The 19,078-nt window shown below is 75.4% G+C and carries 20 protein-coding genes and 1 pseudogene; 12 read left to right on the forward strand and 9 right to left on the reverse strand.

Annotated elements, in window-relative coordinates; genetic code table 11:
• Nucleotides 1-72: 72 nt before the first annotated feature.
• Nucleotides 73-639 (forward strand): GNAT family N-acetyltransferase, encoded by a 567-nt coding sequence (locus tag AC4OR8_RS05675; protein ID WP_492164565.1) that lies wholly within the window; start codon nt 73-75, stop codon nt 637-639.
• On the opposite strand, the gene AC4OR8_RS05680 is transcribed toward AC4OR8_RS05675, so the two are convergent.
• The 3 genes from AC4OR8_RS05680 to AC4OR8_RS05690 form a co-directional block, all read right to left on the reverse strand.
• Nucleotides 606-1,220 carry a class I SAM-dependent methyltransferase gene (locus AC4OR8_RS05680; RefSeq protein WP_492164566.1) on the reverse strand — a complete coding sequence of 205 codons (615 nt, stop codon included), beginning with the start codon at nt 1,218-1,220 and terminating at the stop codon, nt 606-608. The two genes, AC4OR8_RS05675 and AC4OR8_RS05680, sit on opposite strands and share 34 nt — an antisense overlap.
• A 32-nt stretch (nt 1,221-1,252) precedes the next feature.
• Entirely contained in the window at nt 1,253-1,615 is a 363-nt protein-coding gene (locus AC4OR8_RS05685) for a DUF4232 domain-containing protein (protein WP_492164567.1), read from the reverse strand.
• 236 nt (nt 1,616-1,851) lie between these two features.
• The gene (locus AC4OR8_RS05690) at nt 1,852-2,955 is read right to left on the reverse strand and encodes a citrate synthase 2 (protein ID WP_492164568.1); all 1,104 of its coding nucleotides are present in this window, start codon (nt 2,953-2,955) and stop codon (nt 1,852-1,854) included.
• Nucleotides 2,956-3,049: 94 nt separating this feature from the next.
• Between AC4OR8_RS05690 and pdxH the strand changes: the two genes are divergently transcribed.
• Nucleotides 3,050-3,691 carry a pyridoxamine 5'-phosphate oxidase gene (gene pdxH, locus AC4OR8_RS05695; protein WP_492164569.1) on the forward strand — a complete coding sequence of 214 codons (642 nt, stop codon included), beginning with the start codon at nt 3,050-3,052 and terminating at the stop codon, nt 3,689-3,691.
• Between the two features lie 25 nt (nt 3,692-3,716).
• Here pdxH and AC4OR8_RS05700 read toward each other — a convergent pair whose 3' ends face one another.
• Nucleotides 3,717-4,199, reverse strand: coding sequence for a VOC family protein (locus AC4OR8_RS05700; RefSeq protein WP_492164570.1), 483 nt, complete (start codon nt 4,197-4,199; stop codon nt 3,717-3,719).
• 139 nt (nt 4,200-4,338) lie between these two features.
• On the opposite strand from AC4OR8_RS05700, the gene AC4OR8_RS05705 reads away from it, so the two are divergent.
• Nucleotides 4,339-5,040, forward strand: coding sequence for a hypothetical protein (locus AC4OR8_RS05705; RefSeq protein ID WP_492164571.1), 702 nt, complete (start codon nt 4,339-4,341; stop codon nt 5,038-5,040).
• A gap of 6 nt (nt 5,041-5,046) precedes the next feature.
• Here AC4OR8_RS05705 and AC4OR8_RS05710 read toward each other — a convergent pair whose 3' ends face one another.
• Nucleotides 5,047-5,721, reverse strand: a complete 675-nt coding sequence (locus AC4OR8_RS05710) for a hypothetical protein (protein WP_492164572.1) — start codon at nt 5,719-5,721, stop codon at nt 5,047-5,049.
• Nucleotides 5,722-5,779: 58 nt separating this feature from the next.
• Nucleotides 5,780-6,544, reverse strand: a complete 765-nt coding sequence (gene ddaH, locus AC4OR8_RS05715) for a dimethylargininase (RefSeq protein WP_492164573.1) — start codon at nt 6,542-6,544, stop codon at nt 5,780-5,782.
• Between the two features lie 107 nt (nt 6,545-6,651).
• On the opposite strand from ddaH, the gene AC4OR8_RS05720 reads away from it, so the two are divergent.
• Together AC4OR8_RS05720 and AC4OR8_RS05725 are read left to right on the forward strand one after the other, a co-directional pair.
• A complete protein-coding gene (locus AC4OR8_RS05720) occupies nt 6,652-7,005 on the forward strand; it encodes a hypothetical protein (protein WP_492164574.1) in 354 nt (117 codons plus the stop codon).
• A 93-nt stretch (nt 7,006-7,098) separates the two neighbouring features.
• Nucleotides 7,099-8,505, forward strand: a complete 1,407-nt coding sequence (locus AC4OR8_RS05725) for an HNH endonuclease signature motif containing protein (RefSeq protein WP_492164575.1) — start codon at nt 7,099-7,101, stop codon at nt 8,503-8,505.
• A gap of 39 nt (nt 8,506-8,544) precedes the next feature.
• Here AC4OR8_RS05725 and AC4OR8_RS05730 read toward each other — a convergent pair.
• A pseudogene (locus AC4OR8_RS05730) lies at nt 8,545-9,669 on the reverse strand (MFS transporter); the annotation flags it as partial.
• Between the two features lie 23 nt (nt 9,670-9,692).
• On the opposite strand from AC4OR8_RS05730, the gene AC4OR8_RS05735 reads away from it, so the two are divergent.
• The 4 genes from AC4OR8_RS05735 to AC4OR8_RS05750 are packed head-to-tail and all read left to right on the forward strand — an operon-like array spanning nt 9,693 to nt 14,616.
• Complete coding sequence (locus AC4OR8_RS05735; protein WP_492164576.1) at nt 9,693-10,265, forward strand: TetR/AcrR family transcriptional regulator; 573 nt, start codon at nt 9,693-9,695, stop codon at nt 10,263-10,265.
• 51 nt (nt 10,266-10,316) lie between these two features.
• On the forward strand, nt 10,317-10,934 hold the full coding sequence (locus AC4OR8_RS05740) for a TetR/AcrR family transcriptional regulator (protein WP_492164577.1): 618 nt from the start codon (nt 10,317-10,319) through the stop codon (nt 10,932-10,934).
• Nucleotides 10,925-12,658, forward strand: coding sequence for an ABC transporter ATP-binding protein (locus tag AC4OR8_RS05745; RefSeq protein ID WP_492164578.1), 1,734 nt, complete (start codon nt 10,925-10,927; stop codon nt 12,656-12,658). Before AC4OR8_RS05740 ends, AC4OR8_RS05745 begins: the two co-directional genes overlap by 10 nt.
• Nucleotides 12,655-14,616 (forward strand): ABC transporter ATP-binding protein, encoded by a 1,962-nt coding sequence (locus AC4OR8_RS05750; protein WP_492164579.1) that lies wholly within the window; start codon nt 12,655-12,657, stop codon nt 14,614-14,616. The genes AC4OR8_RS05745 and AC4OR8_RS05750 overlap by 4 nt, the downstream gene beginning before the upstream one ends.
• 301 nt (nt 14,617-14,917) lie before the next feature.
• Here the strand turns inward: AC4OR8_RS05750 and AC4OR8_RS05755 are convergent, their stop codons facing one another.
• Nucleotides 14,918-15,787 (reverse strand): sigma-70 family RNA polymerase sigma factor, encoded by an 870-nt coding sequence (locus AC4OR8_RS05755; RefSeq protein WP_492164580.1) that lies wholly within the window; start codon nt 15,785-15,787, stop codon nt 14,918-14,920.
• A gap of 254 nt (nt 15,788-16,041) precedes the next feature.
• Here AC4OR8_RS05755 and AC4OR8_RS05760 point away from each other — a divergent pair, with 254 nt between their 5' ends.
• The 3 genes from AC4OR8_RS05760 to AC4OR8_RS05770 all read left to right on the forward strand — a co-directional run bounded on the left by AC4OR8_RS05760 (nt 16,042) and on the right by AC4OR8_RS05770 (nt 18,329).
• A complete protein-coding gene (locus tag AC4OR8_RS05760) occupies nt 16,042-16,422 on the forward strand; it encodes a hypothetical protein (RefSeq protein WP_492164581.1) in 381 nt (126 codons plus the stop codon).
• Entirely contained in the window at nt 16,419-16,619 is a 201-nt protein-coding gene (locus AC4OR8_RS05765) for a hypothetical protein (protein WP_492164582.1), read from the forward strand. The genes AC4OR8_RS05760 and AC4OR8_RS05765 overlap by 4 nt, the downstream gene beginning before the upstream one ends.
• A 93-nt stretch (nt 16,620-16,712) precedes the next feature.
• Nucleotides 16,713-18,329, forward strand: a complete 1,617-nt coding sequence (locus tag AC4OR8_RS05770) for an adenylate/guanylate cyclase domain-containing protein (protein WP_492164583.1) — start codon at nt 16,713-16,715, stop codon at nt 18,327-18,329.
• Here the strand turns inward: AC4OR8_RS05770 and AC4OR8_RS05775 are convergent.
• Nucleotides 18,326-19,078 (reverse strand): helical backbone metal receptor, encoded by a 753-nt coding sequence (locus AC4OR8_RS05775; protein WP_492164584.1) that lies wholly within the window; start codon nt 19,076-19,078, stop codon nt 18,326-18,328. The two genes, AC4OR8_RS05770 and AC4OR8_RS05775, sit on opposite strands and share 4 nt — an antisense overlap.

Below are 19,078 nucleotides of genomic sequence, written 5' to 3' on the forward strand. Positions count from 1 at the left end.
GTCGGGGCCGGGTCCTATCCTGTCACTCGCCGCTGCCCGCCCCGGACCCTCCGCCATCCCTCGGGAGACCTCGTGACCCACCCCGCTCCCGGGCTCGCCCTCGAGATCGTCCGGGTGTCGGTGACCCACCCCGACGCCGTCCGCCTGGTCGCGGAGGTGCAGGCGGAGTACGTCGCCCGCTACGGCAGCCCCGACACCAGCCCGGTCGACGACGCGATGTTCACCCCGCCCGAGGGTGCGTTCCACGTGGGCTACCTGAACGGTGCCGGCGCCGGTGACCCCGGTGACCCCGGGGTGCCCGGGGTGCCCGGGGTGCCCGGGGACCCCGTGGCGACCGGTGCCTGGCGGCGCAGCCCGGTGGAGGCGCTCGGCTCGCGGGCCACCGCCGAGCTCAAGCGCATGTACGTCGTGCCCCGCGCCCAGCGTCGCGGCGTGGCCCGCCGGATGCTGGCCCACCTCGAGGCCGACGCCGCGCGGGCCGGGGTGGAGGTGATGGTGCTGGAGACCGGGGTCGCCCAGCCGGAGGCCATCGCGCTCTACACCTCGGCGGGCTACCAGCCGGTGCCCGGCTTCGGCTACTTCCGCGACTCCCCGCTGTCGCGCTGCTACGCCAAGGCGCTGCGGGCCACCACCAGGTAGCGGTCGTCGTCGATCTCTCGGCCCCACAGCGCGGGGTCGGTGAGCGCGGTGTGCTCGGCCGCCAGGTCGGCGGCCGCGGCCAGGGCCAGGCACTGCACGCCGGTGAGGCCGGCGCCGGTCGACCAGCTGCCCTCCACCAGCACCAGGCGACCGCTGGGGCGCAGCAGCGCGGCCCACCGGCGCAGCACCGCGACGGGGTCGGGCAGCGCCCACAGCACGTGGCGGCACAGCACCACGTCGTAGGTCGCCGCGGGCAGCGCGGGGTCGGCGGCGTCGCCCTCGACGAGACGCACGGCGGGCAGCGCGGCGGTCTTGGCGCGGGCCAGGCGCAGCATGGCGGGGGAGAGGTCGAGGCCGTCGACGCGGTGGCCCTCGGCCGCCAGCAGCGCGGTGAGGGTGGCGGTGCCGCAGCCGAGCTCGGCGACCCGTGCAGGGGCCGGCGGCACGAGCGGCAGCAGCAGCGCGCGCCACGCCGCACGCACGCCCGGGTCGCGCAGGCCGTGGTCGGCCGGCTCGTCGTACGCCGGCGCCTCGGCGTCCCAGAGCGCGACCTGCTCGGCCAGGTGGCTCGGTGCGGTCATGCCCGGACCGTAACCGGCTTCGCCGACCCCCGTCAGGACCAGACGTCGTCGGGGTCGGCGACCCAAGGGTAGGCGGTGAGCGGGGAGCGGGCGTCGAGGTCGAACCGGCCGCCGAGCACGGTGGGGGTGCCGGCCACGTCGACCTGCACCCGGCGCACGACGGGGCGCTGGTCGCCCACGAGGTACTCGAGCCCCATCCAGGCCCGGCCGCCCGGCGCCACGGTGAGCGCCGGACGCCGCTCGAACGGCGGTGCCGTCACCGCGCGCAGCGGTCGTCCGGCCCCGGTGTCGAGGCGTAGCGCCGGCACGCCGTCGAGCACCAGCGGCTCGGTGGAGCAGTTGACGAGCTGCAGGCCGAGGTAGCGGTGGCCCAGCGCGGCGTCGAGCACGGTCACCGCGACGCGGTGCGGCACGCCGGGCGCGCACCGGGCCGGTCGCGCGGTGAAGCGTTCGACCGCCGGGGCGGGCGGCTCGCGCGGGGCGGCCGTCGGCGTCGACGTGTCCGACGCCGACGTGTCGGACGACCCCGGTGCGGGTCCGCCGGTGAGGCCCAGGGCGCCGCACCCCGTCGCGAGGAGCAGGACGAGGCCCGCACCCAGGGCGGTGCCGGGGCGCGGGCACCGCCGCGACCTCAGTCGGCCCACTCCGCCTTCCAGCCGTCGACCTCGTCGGCACCCCGGGCGGCGGGGCCGGTGTAGATCGCCGAGGGGCGGATCAGGCGGCCGGTGCGCTTCTGCTCGAGGATGTGGGCCGACCAGCCACCGGTGCGGGCGCAGGTGAACATCGACGTGAACATGGTGGCCGGCACCTCCGCGAAGTCGAGGACGATCGCGGCCCAGAACTCCACGTTGGTCTCGAGCACGCGGTCGGGGCGGCGCTCCTTGAGCTCCTTGAGCGCGGCCTTCTCGAGCGCCTCGGCGACCTCGTAGCGGGGCGCGTCGAGCTCCTTGGCGGTGCGGCGCAGCACGCGGGCGCGGGGGTCCTCGGCGCGGTAGACGCGGTGGCCGAAGCCCATGAGCCGCTCGCCGCGGTCGAGCAGGCCCTTGACGTAGGCGTCGGCGTCGCCGGACTCCTCGACGTCGGCGATCATCCCGAGCACTCGGCTCGGGGCGCCGCCGTGCAGCGGGCCGCTCATCGCGCCGATGGCGCCGGAGAACGCCGCGGCGACGTCGGCACCGGTGGAGGTGATGACGCGGGCGGTGAAGGTGGAGGCGTTCATGCCGTGCTCGGCGGCGCTGCTCCAGTAGGCGTCGATGGCCTTGACGTGCTGCGGGTCGGCCTCGCCCTTCCAGCGGATGAGGAACTTCTCGGCGAGCGTGGCGCCCTCGTCGACGAGGCGCTGCGGCACGACGGGGGCGTGCAGCCCGCGCGCCGACTGGGCGGCGTACGACAGCACCATCACGGCCACCCGGCCGAGGTCGTCGCGGGCCTGCTCGTCGGAGATGTCGTAGGTCTGGCCGAAGCCGAAGGCCGGGGCGAGCATGGCCACGGCGGCCTGCACGTCGACGCGCACGTCACCGGTGTGCACCGGCAGGTTGTACGGCTCGGCGGGGGCCAGGCCGGGGTCGTAGGAGCCGTCGATGAGCAGGCCCCAGATGTTCTCGAACGGCACCCGGCCGACGATGTCCTCGATGTCCACACCGCGGTAGCGGAGCGCGGACCCCTCCTTGTCGGGCTCGGCGATCTCCGTCTCGAAGGCGACGACGCCTTCCAGTCCGTGGTGTACCTCGGGCATGCGGTCTGCTCCTCGTGGTCGGGCGGGCGTCCGCCGCGGTCACCGCCCGGGAGGGCAGCCTCGGCATTGTGTCAGCCGTCATACGGTGAGGTACATGCCCACCGACCTGCGAACGCTGCGCCACGAGTACGCCGCCCGCGGCCTGGTCGAGCACGAGCTCGCCGCCGACCCGTTCACCATGTTCAGCACGTGGTTCGACGAGGCCCTGGCGGCCGGCCTCGGCGAGCCCAACGCGATGGTCGTCTCCACCGTCTCCGAGTCCGGGGCGCCGTCGTCGCGCACCGTGCTGCTGAAGGAGCTCACCGCCGACGGCTTCGTCTTCTACACCAACCACGGCTCGCGCAAGGGCCGCGACCTCGACGCCCGGCCGGCCTGCGCGCTGCTCTTCCCGTGGCACGACCTGGAGCGGCAGGTGCGGGTCGAGGGCACCGCCGCGCGGCTGCCGCGGGAGCAGGTCGCCGACTACTTCGCGGTGCGCCCCCGGGGCTCGCAGCTCGGCGCCTGGGCCTCCCACCAGTCGTCGGTGGTGACCGGTCGCGCCGAGCTCGAGGCGGCGTACGCCGACGCGGAGGCGCGCTTCGCCGGCGGGGACGTGCCGGTGCCGCAGGAGTGGGGCGGCTACGTCGTGCGCCCCGACCTCGTGGAGTTCTGGCAGGGCCGGCCCAGCCGGCTGCACGACCGGCTCGTCCACCGGCGCACGTCCGACGGCTGGGCCACGGAGCGGCTCGCCCCCTGAGCGACCGGGGGCGCGGCAGGTGCGGTCAGGCGCCGTCGGCGGCGGCCTCCAGGGCGGCGACGTCGAGCCGGGTCATCGTCAGCATCTCCTCCATGGCCCGGCGGGCGCGGTCGGGGTCGGGGTCGTCGAGCAGCTCGTTGAGCCGCGTCGGCACGAGCTGCCAGGAGAAGCCGAAGCGGTCGGTCAGCCACCCGCACGGGCCGTGCTCGCCGCCGCCGGCCACCAGCGCCTCCCACAGGCGGTCGACCTCGGCCTGGTCGGCGCACTCCACCACGAGCGACGTGGCCATCGTGGGCTTGAAGTCGGGGCCGCCGTTGAGGCCCTGCACGCGGCTGCCCATCACGGTGAAGTCGACGACGAGCACGGTGCCGGCCTCGCCCGACGGGGTGTCGGCCGGCGAGCGCCACACCTTGTCGACGTGGCTGTCGGGCAGCAGCGAGGTGTAGAGCTCGGCGGCCTCCTCGGCGTCGCCGTCGAACCACAGGCAGGGGTAGAAGGTCGCGCTCATCATCGGGGTCCTCTCGTCGCCGCGCCGCCGGGCCGGTGGCGCCGTCGGGTGGAGGGGAGACCCCGCGGGCGGCGCGCACTCATCGGTGCACCGGGGAACCGGGGTGCGCCCCGGCCCGCGGCGCGCCACGATGGGGGCGATGACGACCGAGGGGGCCCGCGGCCCGAGCGAGCAGCTGCAGCCGTCGACGTGGTGGATCGGGCTGGCGAGCTGGGTGCTGCAGGACGGCAACTACACCGACTTCCGCGTGGGCGAGCACCGGCAGTTCGCCGTGGAGTTCGCCCAACGGCGCTCGCAGCGGCTGCGACCGGCACTCGGCGCGACCGCCGCGTCGTGCCGGTGGACCGGCCGGGGCAGCTGGCACGACGTCACCGGCCGGCTGGTGCGGGCCACCACGGAGCTCTACGGCGACGCGTTCGTGCTCGACACCGGCCTGCCGGCCTACTGCGGGTGGATGGTGCTCGACGACCTGGAGCCCCCGGCCGCCGGGACCTGGCTGACCGGCGAGGTGCACCTCGCTGTCGACCACTTCGCCTACATGGACGAGCTCGCGCGGCTGCCCGGCGTGCCGCCGCTCATCCACACGTGGACCGTCGAAGAGATCCAGCTCGACACCACTCCCGGCATGCGGGTCGAGCACGGCCACCCGCTCTACGTCGGTCCCGACGAGGGCCCGATCCAGGTGGCCGACCCCGCCCGGGAGGGCTGGCGCAGCGTCGAGGCCACCGACACCTGGGCGCACGACGCCGGCTACCGGATCCGGTGCACGCTGCACGCCGACCCGCCGGTCGCCTCGATGGAGCGCAGCGGCGCGCGGTCGCCGTACGGGCCGGTCGGGTGAGTGGTGTCAGGACCTGCGCGGCCGCCGTGACCGTCGGGCGGTGAGGTAGGCGGGCTCGCGCAGCCGCTGGATCCAGTCGTAGGTCTCGAGGCCGGGCAGCCGGTTCTCGAGCGGGTCGAACGACATCTCCTCGTCGGTCTCGTCGGCCGGGTCGGCGTCGAGGACCAGCTCGCCGAACGGGTGCCAGGCACCCCAGCCGACGGCCCACGAGAAGGCGATCGTGGTCTCGTCGCGGTGCACCGCCGACAGCACCACCGGTCCGGCCGGGGTGCGGTAGGGCAGCAGGGTGGTCAGGGGCCGTCGGTACGGCGACCGTGCGGCGGTCAGCGTGAAGCGGGTCAGCCGCCCCAGCCCGGTCGAGGCGAACAGCAGGTCGCCGTGCCCGCCGTCCGCGGTCGGCACCCGCAGCGCGAGACCGAACACGTCGGGGGCGGGCGCCGGGAGGCCGACGGCGCGCGACTGCCGCACCAGCACCCGGTCGTCGCCCGCCTCGTCGAGCCAGGGCGCGCCGGTGGCGACGTCCTCGGCAGCGGCGGAGCGGTGCAGCGTGCCCCCGACGACCACGCCCTCGGGGTGCAGGGGCTTGGCGGCCGGCCGGGCGGCGACCACCCCGGTCGCGGCGCGCAGCACCTGCCCGCCGGCGGACGCTGCGGCGCTCGCCGCGGAGTGGAGGACGGTCATGACGACCCGGTACCCGGTCGCGGCCCGCGGCACGCGGGGTGGGCGTGGCCGTCGGGCGTCAGCCGCGGAGCCGTACGGACAGGCAGGTCACGCAGCCCTCGAGCTTCTCGAACTCCGTCATCTCCACGGCCACCACCCGCAGGCCGCGCTCCTCGTAGAGCGCACGGGTGCGCGGGGCGCTCGCCGACATCAGCACCGTGGTGTCGTCGAGCAGCACGACGTGGGCGCCGGGCTCCTCGGGGACGGCGAGGTAGGGGGACCACACCGCGGGGTCGTCGACGAGCTCGGTGAACCCCACGACGGTGCCGTCGGGCAGGGCGGTGACCGCCGACTTGAGGTGCAGCACCTTGGTCAGCGGGACGCCGACCACCCGCGCCCCCAGCGGCTCGAGGTGGGCGGCCAGCTGGTCGGCACCGGCCTGGTTCGTGCGCCCGCCGAGCCCGACCCACACCATGCCGTCGTGCTTGAGCACGTCGCCGCCGTCGAGGGTCCCGGGCGCCTCGATGCGGGCGATGCGGTAGCCGAGGTCGCGCAGCACCTGCTCCGTGCCCGCGGTCTCCGGCTTGCGCTCGTCGGCACCGGGGCGGGTGACGACCGCGAGGTCGCCGTAGACGACCACGGTGTCCTCGACGAAGACCGCGTCGGGGCAGTCGGGGGCGGGAGGCACCTCGACGGTCTGCCAGCCCTCGGCGTGCAGCGCCGCGACGTAGCCGTCCCACTGCTGCCGGGCGAGGTCGTCGTCGACGGGGACGCGGTCGATGTGGGTGAGGAGCCCCTCGGCCAGGCGGGGGCCGGGGCGGCGGACGAGCGCGCGACGGTTCATCCGGTCATCCTCGCGCAGGTCGGGCCCGGCGTGTCCACGTTCGCGCGGCCCGAGGGCTTGTGGAGTGCGGCCTCGCAGGCGGTCCGAGCAGGCGCATCATGGTCGCCATGAGCGACTGCACCCTGCGCGTCGGCGAGCGGATCGACACCTCGCGCAAGCCCATGACCGTGACGTCCCTCGACGTGGAGTCGGTGCCGCGCGTCCGCGCCCAGCTCGTCTCGCACGCGCGCCGTGGCGAGGTGACGAGCTACGCCGACCTGAAGCGGGACGCGGGGATCCCCCACGCCGTCAACGGCTTGGGGCGGCTCCTCGACCTCGCGGACGTCGACTGCGAACGCCGGCGCGAACCACCCCTGTCGGCGTTGGTCGTCACACGGACCACGGGTGAGGTGGGGGAGGAGCACGCGGGCGACGCCATCTCCCAGCGGCGGGACGCCCACGCCCACTGGCGGGACCTGTAGTCCCGAGCGGCGCCCGGAACGGCCCGACCGACGGATTCCGAGAGCGGTGGAGGACGACCGGGAACTGTCGGTGGTCGCTGGTTGAGTGGACCCATGATCGGGACGCGGGTGGTGGAGGAGATGTCGGAGGACGAGGTCCTCGACACCGCGTCCGCGTGCGTGGAGACGGTCCGTCGGGCGGAGGCCGACCTGCTGCGGATGGCCTACCGGTGGGCGGTGCTGCACGACCCCGACCGGCTCGACCCGGTGGAGTCGGGCAAGCCGGGTCGGGAGCGGTCGCGGCGCTACGGCGGCGAGGGCGTCGCCGAGGTGGGCGAGTTCGCTGCCGCCGAGCTGGGTGCGCGCACGGGGTCGACGACGTGGTCGGCCGCGGCGTTGATCGCCGACGCCCAGGACCTGCACCACCGCCACCCCCGGCTGTGGTCGCGGGTGCAGGCCGGCGAGGTAAAGGCCTCCTACGCCCGGCACGTGTGCGTCCGCACGCGTGAGCTGTCGCGGGACGAGGCGGGGTACGTCGACGCCGAGGTGGTGGAGGCCGCCGACGGGCGCATCCCGTGGACCCGGTTCGAGGCGCTGGTGGCCGGCAAGGTCGCTGCGGCCGCGCCGATGGTGGCGCGGGAGAAGGAGGAGCGGGCCGGTCGTGCCCGCTTCGCCAAGCGGCTGCGGGGGGAGGCCCACGGGATGGCGTCGTTCATGGTGCGCGCCGACGTGGCGACCATCGAGCAGATCGACGCCGCCGTGACCGCGCTGGCGGCCCGGCTCGAGGGCGTGCTGCCCGACGACCCCGATCCCGCCGGCCCCAGCGACCCCGCCGGTGGTGCGCAGCCGGTGACGGTCGACGACCGGCGTGTGCACGCGATGCTGCTGCTCGCCTCGCCCGGCACCGCCCTGGACACCCCGACCCACGAGCTGCTGCCGCGAGTGACGCTCTACCTGCACGCCTACGCCGACGGCGCAACGCGCCTGGATCCCGACGGCGACCCGGTCGCGCAGCAGGAGACCGGTGGTGTGGCGCGGGTCGAGGGCCACGGTCCGGTGACCGAGGCGTGGGTGCGGCGGGTCCTGAGCCCGCGGGCGCGGGTGACGGTCAGACCGGTGATCGACCTGGCCGGCCAGGCACCCGTCGACGCCTACGAGGTGCCGCAGCGACATCGGCGGGCCGTGCGTCTGATGACGCCGGCCGACGTGTTCCCCTACGCCTCCTGCACCTCACCGCAGATGCAGGTCGACCACACCGTCGCGCACCGCGACGGAGGGCCGAGCGCGCTCGGGAACTACGGCCCCCTGACCGCCCTCCACCACCGGGTCAAGACCCACGGCGGGTGGCGGGCCGCCCAGCCGTTCCCCGGCATCCTGGTGTGGCGCGACCCCCACGGGGCGCACTACCTCGTCGACCACACCGGGACCCGCCGCACCACCGCGCCGGAGCCCGCCACCCCGGTCACCCGGGTCGTCGAGCTGGTCGTCGACACCGGGGTGCAGCTGGCCTGGGCCGGCTGACGCCGACGGCCCGACCAACCCGCACGCCGCGGCCGCCAGCGCCACCACCGCGGCGACGCCGAACGCGACGGGCAACCCCTGCCGCCCGGCCACCTCACCCGCCACCGACGACCCGACCGCCTGGCCCAGCACCAGCATCACGAACAGCAGCGACGTGCCCTGCGCGACGGCGTCGGGCAGCACCCGACCGGCCCACCCGATCAGCGCGGACGTCGCCGCCACGAACGACCACCCGAACACCGCGCACGCCGCCAGGGCGCTCGCCAGGTGGCCGGCGGTGAGCGCCAGCGCGCCGACCGAGACCGCCACCAGCGACGCGGTGAGCAGCCAGGCGCGCGCAGGGTGCAGCCGGCCCAGCACCCGCGCCGTGACCACCGTGGCCGTGCCGCCCGCACCCACCGCCATCCACGCCACCGTCGAGCCCGTGGCGCCCGCGCCCTCCGCGACCAGCAGGGTGCGCCCGTAGGTCCACACCGCCGCCGACCCGGCCCCCAGCAGCACCGCCGCCAGCGCCGGCACGACCAGCCGCCGCCACGCCCCGACCACGCCGCCGCCCCCGTCCGGGACCGAGGACGGCGCGGCGTGGACCGTGGGGTCGACGGGCCGGTCGAGGAGCAGCACCGCCGCGCCGGAGGCCACGGTCAGCACCGCCGCGACCACGAACCCCGCCCGCCAGTCGGGCAGCAGCACCAGCGCGAGCGCGCCGGCCGCGACCAGCCCGGGCCCGGTGCCGGAGTTGACCACGGCCTGCGCCCCGCCGCGGCGCGCCTGCCGCACGCTGCGCTCGACCACCGCCACCAGGCCGGGGGAGGCGAGCCCCGCCCCCATCGAGGCCACCACCGCTGCCGGCACGAACACCGCGACGCCCGGTGCCGCCGCCATCCCCACCGAGCCCGCCGCCGCGGTCGCCACCGCTGCGACCACCAGCGCCCGCGCCCGACGTCCGGCCACCAGCCCGCACAGCGCGCCGACGCAGTAGGCCACCGAGGCCGCCGACGACACGTGCCCCGCAACGCCCGACGACAGGTCGAGGGTGGCCTGCACGTCGGGCAGGAACAGCCCGTACGCCAGGCGCACCAGGCCGTAGGTGCAGGCGATCAGGCAGGTGCCGGCGACGACCAGGGCCGGCTCGCGGACCGCGGATAACGATAACGAACGTTTCACTTGGTCGAGTCTAGGGTGCAGGCATGGCCACGCGCGACAGCACCCGCACCAGGCTGCTCGACGCCGCCGACGACCTGCTGTTCACCCACGGCGTCACCGCCACGCCCGTCGACCGCGTGCTGGAGCGCGCCGGCGCCTCGCCGGCGACCCTCTACCGCGCCTACGGCAGCAAGGAGGGCCTCGTCGCGGCCGCCCTCGAGCGTCGTCTCGAGCGGTGGTCGGCGACCTGGGACGACGCCGTCGCGGCCGCCCCCGACGACCGCGGTCGCCTGCTCGCCGTGCTCGACGCCCTCGACCGCTTCCGGGCCCAGCCCTACGGCGCCCGCTGGTGCGCGTTCCTCGGCACCGCCGCCGAGTACGCCGACGCCCCGGCCCCCCTCGCCGAGGCGCTGCGCCGCGACACCGACCTGCTGCGCACCCGGCTGCGCGACCTGGCCCTGCCGGTCGTGGGCGGCGACGCCGCCCGCGCCGACGCGCTGGCGGAGGCCCTCCTGCTGGTGGTCTCCGGCGAGCTCGCCATGCGCCTGCGCGAGGGGGACGCCCACGGGCCCGGGGCCGCCCGCGCCGTGGCGGAGGTGCTCGTCAGCTCCCTGTAAGGAGCGGAAATGCGTTTGTGAGTGAGTGCTCACTCAGTTAGGCTCGACGGCATGCCGCCCCGCGCCCGCCCCCTCGCGCCCCACGAGCGGTACGACCAGCTCGTCGACGTCACGCTGCGCCTCCTGCGCGAGCACGGCCGGGCCGTGACGACCCGCCAGATCGCCGAGGCCGCCGGGGTGGCCGAGGGCACCATCTTCCGCGTCGTGACGACCAAGGAGGAGCTCGTCGAGGCGGCGCTGGCCCGCGCCTTCGACCACGGCCCGCTGCTCGACCGCATCGCCGAGATCGACCCCGCCCTGCCCCTGGCCGGCCGCCTGGTGCAGCTCGTCTCGATCCTCCAGCAGCGCTTCCGCGCCACCTTCGGGCTGATCCGCAAGGTCGGCCTGCTCGGCCCGCCGCCCCACCTGCACGACTCCGCCGAGGCCGACGCCTTCCGCGCCCGCCTCGAGCAGGCCTGCGTCGACGTGGTGGGCGCCGACGCCTGCGCGCTGCGCGTGCCCGCGGCCGAGCTGGTCCACCGGCTGCGGCTGCTGACCTTCGCCGGCAGCCACGACCAGGTCTCCGACGGCCGCCTGCTCACCCCTGAGCAGATCGTGGACACGATCCTGCACGGCCTGTGCGCCCCCACCCCGGCCACCTCGACCCCGGGAGGCACCCGATGCTGCTGACCCTGCTCCGCGCCCGGCTGGCGCCCTACCGCTCCTGGCTGCTGGTCGTGGTGGCCCTCCAGCTCGTCGGCGTGCTGGCGATGCTCTACCTGCCCAGCCTCAACGCCGACATCATCGACCGCGGCATCGCCCAGGGCGACACGTCCTACATCTGGCGGGTGGGCGGGGTGATGCTCGCCGTCTCGGTGGTGCAGATCGTCTGCTCGGTGGGTGCCGCCTGGTACGGCGCGCGCACCGCGATGAGCCTCGGGCGCGACCTGCGCTCCGAGCTGTTCGCCCGCGTCGGGACGTTCTCCAAGCGCGAGGTGCAGCAGTTCGGTGCGCCGTCGCTGATCACCCGCGGCACCAACGACGTGCAGCAGGTGCAGATGCTCGTGCTGATGGCCTGCCTGATCGCGGTCTCCAGCCCGATCATGATGGTGGGCGGCGTGGTGATGGCGCTGCGCGAGGACGTCGGGCTCGGCTGGATCCTCGCCGTCGTCGTGCCGGCGCTCTTCGCCAGCGTCGGCTTCGTCGTGGCGCGCATGGTGCCGAGCTTCCGGCAGATGCAGACCCGCATCGACGAGGTCAACCGCGTGCTGCGCGAGCAGGTCACCGGCGTCCGCGTCGTGCGGGCGTTCGTCCGGGAGCCCCACGAGACCGAGCGCTTCGCCGCCGCCAACGCCGACCTGACCCAGGTCGCCGTGCGCGCCGGGCGCTGGCTGGCCGCGATGTTCCCGCTCGTCATGCTGGTGATCAACGTCTCCAGCGTCGCGGTCATCTGGTTCGGCGGCCAGCGCGTCGACGACGGGCAGATGCAGGTGGGTGCGCTGACGGCGTTCCTGTCCTACCTGATGCAGATCCTGATGTCGGTGATGATGGCGACGTTCATGCTCATGCAGGTGCCGCGCTCGGCGGTCTGCGCCGACCGCATCGCCGAGGTCCTCGACACCTCCACCTCCGTCACCCCGCCGGCCACCCCGGTCGCCCCCGACCCCGCCCGTCGCGGCCACCTCGACCTCGAGGGCGTCGGGCTGGCCTACCCCGGCGCCGCCGCGCCGGTGCTGGGCGGCGTCACGTTCTCCGCGCGCCCCGGCCAGGTGGTGGCCGTGGTCGGCTCCACCGGCGCCGGCAAGTCGACGCTGGTCAACCTGGTGCCCCGGCTCTTCGACGCCACCGAGGGCGTGGTGCGCGTCGGCGGCGTCGACGTGCGCGACCTCGACCCCGAGACGCTGTGGGAGCAGATCGGGCTGGTGCCCCAGCAGGGCTACCTGTTCAGCGGCACGATCCGCTCCAACCTGCGCCAGGGCCGTGGCGACGCGGGGGACGCCGAGATGTGGCGTGCGCTCGAGGTGGCCCAGGCCCGTGACTTCGTGGAGGCGCTGCCCGACGGCCTCGACGCCGAGGTCGCCCAGGGCGGCACCAACTTCTCCGGCGGACAGCGCCAGCGCCTGGCGATCGCGCGAGCGGTGGTGCGCCGGCCGGCGCTCTACCTCTTCGACGACTCCTTCTCGGCCCTCGACCTCGCCACCGACGCCCGGCTGCGGGCGGCGCTGCGCCCGGTCACCACCGACGCCACGGTGCTGGTCGTCGCCCAGCGCATCTCGACCGTGCGCGACGCCGACCTCGTCGTCGTCCTCGACGGCGGCCGGGTGGTGGGCCTCGGCACCCACGACGAGCTGCTGGCGACCTGCCCGACGTACCAGGAGATCGTGGCCTCGCAGGGTGCGGGGGTGGCGGCGTGAGCACCACCGAGAAGCCCGGGCGCCCGGCCCGCCAGGAGTTCGCCGCCACCGAGCGCATCCCGGCGCCGCAGGGCGGCCCGGGGCGCGGCCCGATGGGCGGCGGCGGGGGCGCGGGGGAGAAGGCCCTCGACTTCGGGCCGTCGGCCCGCCGGCTGGTCGGACGGCTGCGCCCCGACCGGTTCCAGGCCTGGCTGGTCGTCGCGCTCGGGGTGGTGAGCGTGCTGCTGATGGCGGTGGGCCCGCGCATCCTGGGTCGCGCCACCGACCTGGTGTTCGCCGGCCTGCTCGGTCGCCAGTACGCCGGCGCCGACCCCGCCACGCTGCCCGACGCCGCCCGCGGCATCGACGTCGTGCCCGGCCGGGGCGTCGACTTCGACGCCGTCGGCGAGGTGCTGCTGCTCGCGCTGGGGGTGTACGTCGCCGCGTCGCTGCTGTCCTTCCTGCAGGGCTTCGTGCTCAACGGCGTCGTGCAGCGCACCGTCTACCGGATGCGTGAGGAGGTCGAGGCGAAGATCAACCGGCTCCCGCTGGGCTACTTCGACCGCTCCCCGCGCGGTGAGCTGCTCAGCCGGGTCACCAACGACATCGACAACGTCAGCCAGACGCTGCAGCAGACGATGAGCCAGCTGCTGACCTCGTTGATGACGGTGGTCGCGGTGCTGGCGATGATGCTGTGGATCTCGCCGCTGCTGGCGCTGGTCGCGCTGGTCTCCGTGCCGGTGTCGCTGCTGGTCACCCGCGCGATCATGAAGCGCTCGCAGGGGGAGTTCGTGGCGCAGTGGCGGCGCACGGGCCGGCTCAACGCGCAGGTGGAGGAGGCGTTCTCCGGCCACGAGCTGGTCAACGTGTTCGGCCGTCGCCGCGAGGTCGAGGAGCGCTTCGCCGAGGAGAACGACGAGCTGTTCGCGGTGAGCTTCCGCGCGCAGTTCGTCAGCGGGCTGATCATGCCGGCGATGATGTTCGTCGGGAACCTGAACTACGTCGTGGTCGCCGTCGTCGGGGCGCTGCGGGTGAGCAGCGGCTCGCTGACCCTCGGCGAGGTGCAGGCGTTCGTGCAGTACACCCGGCAGTTCACCCAGCCGCTGACCACGGTCGCCTCGATGGCCAACCTGCTGCAGTCGGGCGTCGCCTCGGCCGAGCGGGTCTTCGAGCTCCTCGACGCCGACGAGGAGGTCGACGACGGCGCCGCCACGACCGCCCGCGAGTCGGGCGCCCGCCGCGGCGAGGTGGCCTTCGAGCACGTGACGTTCTCCTACCTGCCCGACCGGCCGCTGATCACCGACCTCTCGCTGGTCGCGCGCCCCGGCCAGACCGTCGCCATCGTCGGGCCCACCGGCGCCGGCAAGACCACGCTGGTCAACCTGGTGATGCGGTTCTACGAGCTCGACGCCGGTCGGATCACCCTCGACGGCGTCGACATCGCCACCCTGCCGCGCGCCGAGCTGCGCGCGCAGACCGGCATGGTGTTGCAGGACACCTGGCTCTTCGAGGGCACCATCGGCGACAACATCGCCTACGGCCGCCCGGGCGCCTCCGACGAGGAGATGCGCGAGGCCGCGCGGGCGACCTTCGTCGACCGGTTCGTGCAGTCGCTGCCCCTGGGCTACGACACCGTCGTCGACGAGTCCGGCTCGAACCTGTCGGCCGGTGAGCGGCAGCTGGTCACCATCGCCCGGGCGTTCCTCACCCGGCCCTCGCTGCTGATCCTCGACGAGGCGACGTCGTCGGTGGACACCCGCACCGAGGTGCTGGTGCAGCAGGCGATGGCCGCGCTGCGCTCCGACCGGACGTCGTTCGTGATCGCCCACCGGCTCTCCACGATCCGCGACGCCGACCTGATCCTGGTGCTGGAGGACGGCGCGATCGTGGAGCAGGGCAGCCACGACGAGCTCCTCGCGCGCGAGGGTGCCTACGCCCGGCTGCACGCCGCCCAGTTCGCCGGCGCCGCCACCGACTGAGCGGTGGAAAAAGGTCTTGTCGGCGGGCGGGGCCCGACCTACGGTTGTCGTACACGGGAAAGGAGGTGGTCCGGAGAATGAGTTCTTCTTGGACGCGTGAGGTGGCTGCCCGCTAGCAGCCCAGCAACGACGGAGGGGTGGACATCCCTTCCGGGCTGCTGGTGAATTCCACGCAGTCACCCGACCCGCAGGTGATCCGGCCTTCACGTCCGCCGGAGCGGCTCCCCGGAGCCACACCTGCGGGTCGTCCGCATTTCCGGCGCGGCCGGCCCCCGACGCGGGTGGTCGACGGTGCCGGTGGTCAGGCGGTGCGGGGGAGCACGCCGACGCCGGAACGGTGACCGGCGGCGTGGCGGGCGGCCACGGCCTCGACGTACGACGCGCGACGGCGGGCCGCACAGCCCTGGGGCCGCGGGTGCGTCACGACCAGGGCGGGCTCCAGGGCGCTGGCCAGGGCGTCGCGCAGCAGCCCCAGCGCTTCGGCGCGCAGCTGCGAGACGCGCGACTCGGTCACGCCCAGCGAGGCCGCGATCTCGGCCATCGGCCGCTCGCCGAGGAAGTAGTCGCGCACCACCGCCTGCAGCCGCTCGGGCAGCTCGGCGACGGCCTCGCGCAGGTAGTCGAGGCGCTCGTCGTGCTCCACCTGCGCCTCGGGCGTGGGCACCGGGCTGACCAGCAGGTCCTCGTACGCCGTCTCGCCGCCGCCCTGCAGCGACAGCACGCTGGCCCGCGCGACGTCGGCGTCGTTGGCCTCCACCTCGGCCGCCGACATGCCGACCCACGCGGCCACCTCGGCGGTCTCCGCCGGCCGGCCGAGCCGGGCGGCCAGCAGCGAGCGGGCGTCGTCGAGGTCGCGGCCGCGGCGGCGCACCGAGCGCGAGGCCCAGTCGACCTGGCGCAGCTCGTCGAGGACCGCGCCGCGCACGCGGCTGGCGGCGTACCGCGGGAAGGGCACACCGCGCTCGGGCTCGAACGAGCGCCCGGCCTTGACCAGGGCGGTGAGGCCGGCGGAGTGCAGGTCGTCGCGGTCGACGTGGCTCGGCACCCGCGCCATCGTCTCGCGCACGACGTGGGCCACCAGGGCCATCTGCTCGACGACGAGCCCGTCGCGCTCGGCGGCGTCGAGGGTCGCCGGCGTCGCGGTGGGTCGTCGGTCGTCGGCGGCGCTCACGTCTGTCGTCCTCTCGTGCCCACCGACCCTCCTGGTCGGCGACCCGCCGAGCGTGCCCGTCCGCGCGCCCCGCCCGGGGCCGATCGGGCCCGAATGACCCGGAGGGACTAGGCCCCCCGCCGATCGACGGGTGGGGGGCCTCGTCCCTTCGGTCAGCGCGAACCCCTCAGGTGGCGGCGCCGGCGGCCGATGGGGGTGCCGTCGAGGTGCCACCGCCCGTGGTGGACGCCTGCGCGAGGGCGAGGAGCGGTGTCGTGGTCGACGCGGTGGAGCGGCTCTCGCTGACCCTGTGGCGCGAGCGCGAGCTGCTGGCCTCCGTGCTCGACCGGCTCGAGGTGGCGCGGCTGGTGGAGGTGAGCGGGCGCACCGCGTGGCGCGAGCGCGCGGCCGCCGACGTCGCCGTCGCGCTGCAGGCCGTGCGCGAGACCGAGGTGCTGCGCGCGCTGGTCGCCGACGAGGCCGCCGCGCTCGTCGGCTGCGCCCCCGGCGCGAGTCTGGACGAGCTGGCCGGCGCGGCCGAGGAGCCCTGGGGCGACGTCCTGCGGGCCCACCGCACCGCGTGCCGCGACCTGGTGCGCCGCCTCGACCAGCGGTGTGCCGCGCCCCGCCGCGACCGGGCGGAGGAGTACCGGTGAGCGGCTCGCTGCGGTTCCTCGACACCGCGCTCACCGCGCGCTGGCGGGCAGCCCGCGGCGACGGCGGCCGCCCCGTCGCGCCCGACAGCGACCCCGAGGCGGCTGGTGGTGCGCCCGGCGACGCGGCCGCGGAGGCCGCTTGGGAGGCCGGTGCGGCCCGGTCGGTGCTGCCCAGCCTCACCGACTTCCTGCGCTGAGACGTCCGCCCCCGCGGGGCCGCCGCGTGCGGCAGACTGGCCCCCGGCAGGCGGGACGGCGCCACGGGGCGCCCGGTGACGGAGGGGTGTCGGGTGCGCGCTGAGCTGGCCGGCGCCTCGAGGGCGACCACTTCCGCGAGCGACACGAGCGACACGGGCGCCGGGAACGCCGCCACCCGCAGCCCGTTCGGGTCGTTCCTGCTCGGCCCCGCCGACCAGAGCCTGCGGCTGCTGCGGTGGCGGGTGCAGGTGCTGCTCACCGTCATCCTGGTCGTCACCCACCTCATCGGCGCCGGCGTGGTGGTGGTGCTGTCCACGTTCGTCTTCGCCCAGGACGCCCCCGAGCCCGACATGGCGCTGGGGCTCTTCATCGCGATCCCGGTCTACATCGGGCTGGCGCTGGTGCTCGGCGCCGTGCGCGGCACCCGCGGCACCCTGCGGGCGCTGCGCTGGGCCACCCGCGGCGAGGAGCCGACGCCCGTCGACCGGCGCCGCACGCTGCGGGTGCCGCTGCGGCTCACCCTGCTGCAGGCGTGGCTGTGGCTGGTGGCCACGGTGGTGTTCACGGTGCTCTCGGTGGTGCTGCAGCCCTCGCGGGCGGTGAGCACCGGGCTCACCGTCGGGATCGCGGCGATGGTGGTGTGCACGGTGGCCTACCTGCTCACCGAGTTCACCCTGCGCCCGATCGCCGCGCGGGCGCTCACCGGTGACGCCCCGCGTCAGCCCCGCGGGCTCGGTGTCGGCGGGCGGATGCTGACCTTCTGGCTCCTCGGCACCGGCGCCCCGGTGGTCGGGCTGGTCGTGGCCGCCGTGCTGGCCCTCACCGACGACGCCGTGAGCACGACCCGCCTGGCCGTGCAGGTGCTGGTGCTCGGCGGCGTCGTGCTGGTCTTCGGGCTGCTGGTCACCGTGCTCAACGCCCGCGCGGTGGTGGCGCCGCTGGAGTCGGTGCGCCGCGCGATCGCGCTGGTGCGCCGCGGCGACTTCTCGCGCCGGGTGCCGGTCTACGACGGCACCGAGCTGGGGCTGCTGCAGGCCGGCTTCAACGAGATGGCCGAGGGCCTCACCGAGCGCGAGCACCTGCGTGACGTCTTCGGGCGCCACGTCGGCCGCGAGGTGGCGCAGGCCGCTGCGGCCGGCGACCTCGAGCTCGGCGGGGAGAACCGCGTGGTCACCGTGCTGTTCGTCGACCTCGTCGGCTCCACCTCGATGGCCGCCGACCGCGCACCGGCGGAGGTGGTCGACACGCTCAACCGGTTCTTCGGCGTGGTGGTGGAGGAGATCGACGCCCAGGGCGGCTTCGTCAACAAGTTCATGGGCGACGCCGTGCTCGCGGTCTTCGGGGCGCCGGTCGAGCTGCCCGACCACGCCGCCCGGGCCCTCGCCGCCGCCCGTGGCATGGCCCGCCGGCTGGTCGAGGAGCAGCCCGACGTGGCCGCCGGCATCGGCGTCTGCACCGGCGAGACGGTCGCCGGCAACGTCGGCACCACCGACCGCCTCGAGTACACCGTGATCGGTGACGCGGTGAACGCCGCCGCCCGGCTCACCGAGCTGGCCAAGGAGGTCGACGGCGGCGTGCTGACGTCGTGGGACACCGTCGAGCAGGCCGGCGGGGCCGAGGCCGAGCGGTGGCGCCGGCACGGCAGCGCGGTGCTGCGCGGGCGCAGCGTGGAGACGCAGCTGGCGGTGCCGACAGCACCGGAGTCCTAGGCACCGTCCTCGGGTGCGCGGGCCAGGGACCGGTGGGCCTGCATCAGCGACGGGCCGTACCAGGTCAGCAGCCGTCCGCTCACCAGCTCGGTGGGCAGGTCGAGGGCCTCGGGGCCGTCGTCGGCGGTGAAGGCGTAGGGCTCGTCGGGCAGCAGCGCGACGTCGGCGCCGCAGGCGGCGAGCGCGGCGGCGTCGACGTGCGGGTAACGCTCGGGGTGGTCGGCCAGCGCGTTGACCCAGCCCAACCGGCGCGCGAGGTCGCCGGTGAAGGTGCGCCCGCCGACCGCCATCCAGGGGTCGCGCCACACCGGCACGACCACCCGGCGCGTCACCGGCGGCAGCGGGCCGCACCACAGCGACCGGGCCTCGCCGAGCCACGCCGGCCGCGACCAGCCCAGGGCGTCGAGCAGCCGCTCGATCGAGGCCACGGCCTGCGGCACCGTCTCGATCTCGGTCACCCACACCCGCACGCCGCGCTCGCGCAGCCGCCGCACGTCGAGCTCGCGGTTCTCCTCCTTGTTGGCGACCACCACGTCGGGGGCCAGCGCCGCCACGGCGGCGAGGTCGGGGTTCTTCGTGCCGCGCACGCGGGTGACGTCGAGGTCGGCGGGGTGGGTGCACCAGTCGGTGGCCCCCACCACCGCGCCGCGCTCGACCGAGGCCAGCGCCTCGGTCAGCGACGGCACCAGCGACACCACCCGCCCGGCCGGGCGGGGGCCGTCGTACGGCGTGCCGAGGTCGTCGTCCAC

This window comes from Nocardioides sp. FY1077 (genome assembly GCF_058681775.1).

Excerpts from the sequence above, each read along its gene's own strand:
- AC4OR8_RS05680 (WP_492164566.1), bottom strand. The coding sequence starts at position 1,220 with ATGACCGCACCGAGCCACCTGGCCGAGCAGGTCGCGCTCTGGGACGCC.
- AC4OR8_RS05690 (WP_492164568.1), bottom strand. The coding sequence starts at position 2,955 with ATGCCCGAGGTACACCACGGACTGGAAGGCGTCGTCGCCTTCGAGACG.
- pdxH (WP_492164569.1), top strand. The coding sequence starts at position 3,050 with ATGCCCACCGACCTGCGAACGCTGCGCCACGAGTACGCCGCCCGCGGC.
- AC4OR8_RS05700 (WP_492164570.1), bottom strand. The coding sequence starts at position 4,199 with ATGAGCGCGACCTTCTACCCCTGCCTGTGGTTCGACGGCGACGCCGAG.
- AC4OR8_RS05705 (WP_492164571.1), top strand. The coding sequence starts at position 4,339 with ATGACGACCGAGGGGGCCCGCGGCCCGAGCGAGCAGCTGCAGCCGTCG.
- AC4OR8_RS05710 (WP_492164572.1), bottom strand. The coding sequence starts at position 5,721 with ATGACCGTCCTCCACTCCGCGGCGAGCGCCGCAGCGTCCGCCGGCGGG.
- ddaH (WP_492164573.1), bottom strand. The coding sequence starts at position 6,544 with ATGAACCGTCGCGCGCTCGTCCGCCGCCCCGGCCCCCGCCTGGCCGAG.
- AC4OR8_RS05720 (WP_492164574.1), top strand. The coding sequence starts at position 6,652 with ATGAGCGACTGCACCCTGCGCGTCGGCGAGCGGATCGACACCTCGCGC.
- AC4OR8_RS05725 (WP_492164575.1), top strand. The coding sequence starts at position 7,099 with ATGATCGGGACGCGGGTGGTGGAGGAGATGTCGGAGGACGAGGTCCTC.
- AC4OR8_RS05735 (WP_492164576.1), top strand. The coding sequence starts at position 9,693 with ATGGCCACGCGCGACAGCACCCGCACCAGGCTGCTCGACGCCGCCGAC.
- AC4OR8_RS05740 (WP_492164577.1), top strand. The coding sequence starts at position 10,317 with ATGCCGCCCCGCGCCCGCCCCCTCGCGCCCCACGAGCGGTACGACCAG.
- AC4OR8_RS05745 (WP_492164578.1), top strand. The coding sequence starts at position 10,925 with ATGCTGCTGACCCTGCTCCGCGCCCGGCTGGCGCCCTACCGCTCCTGG.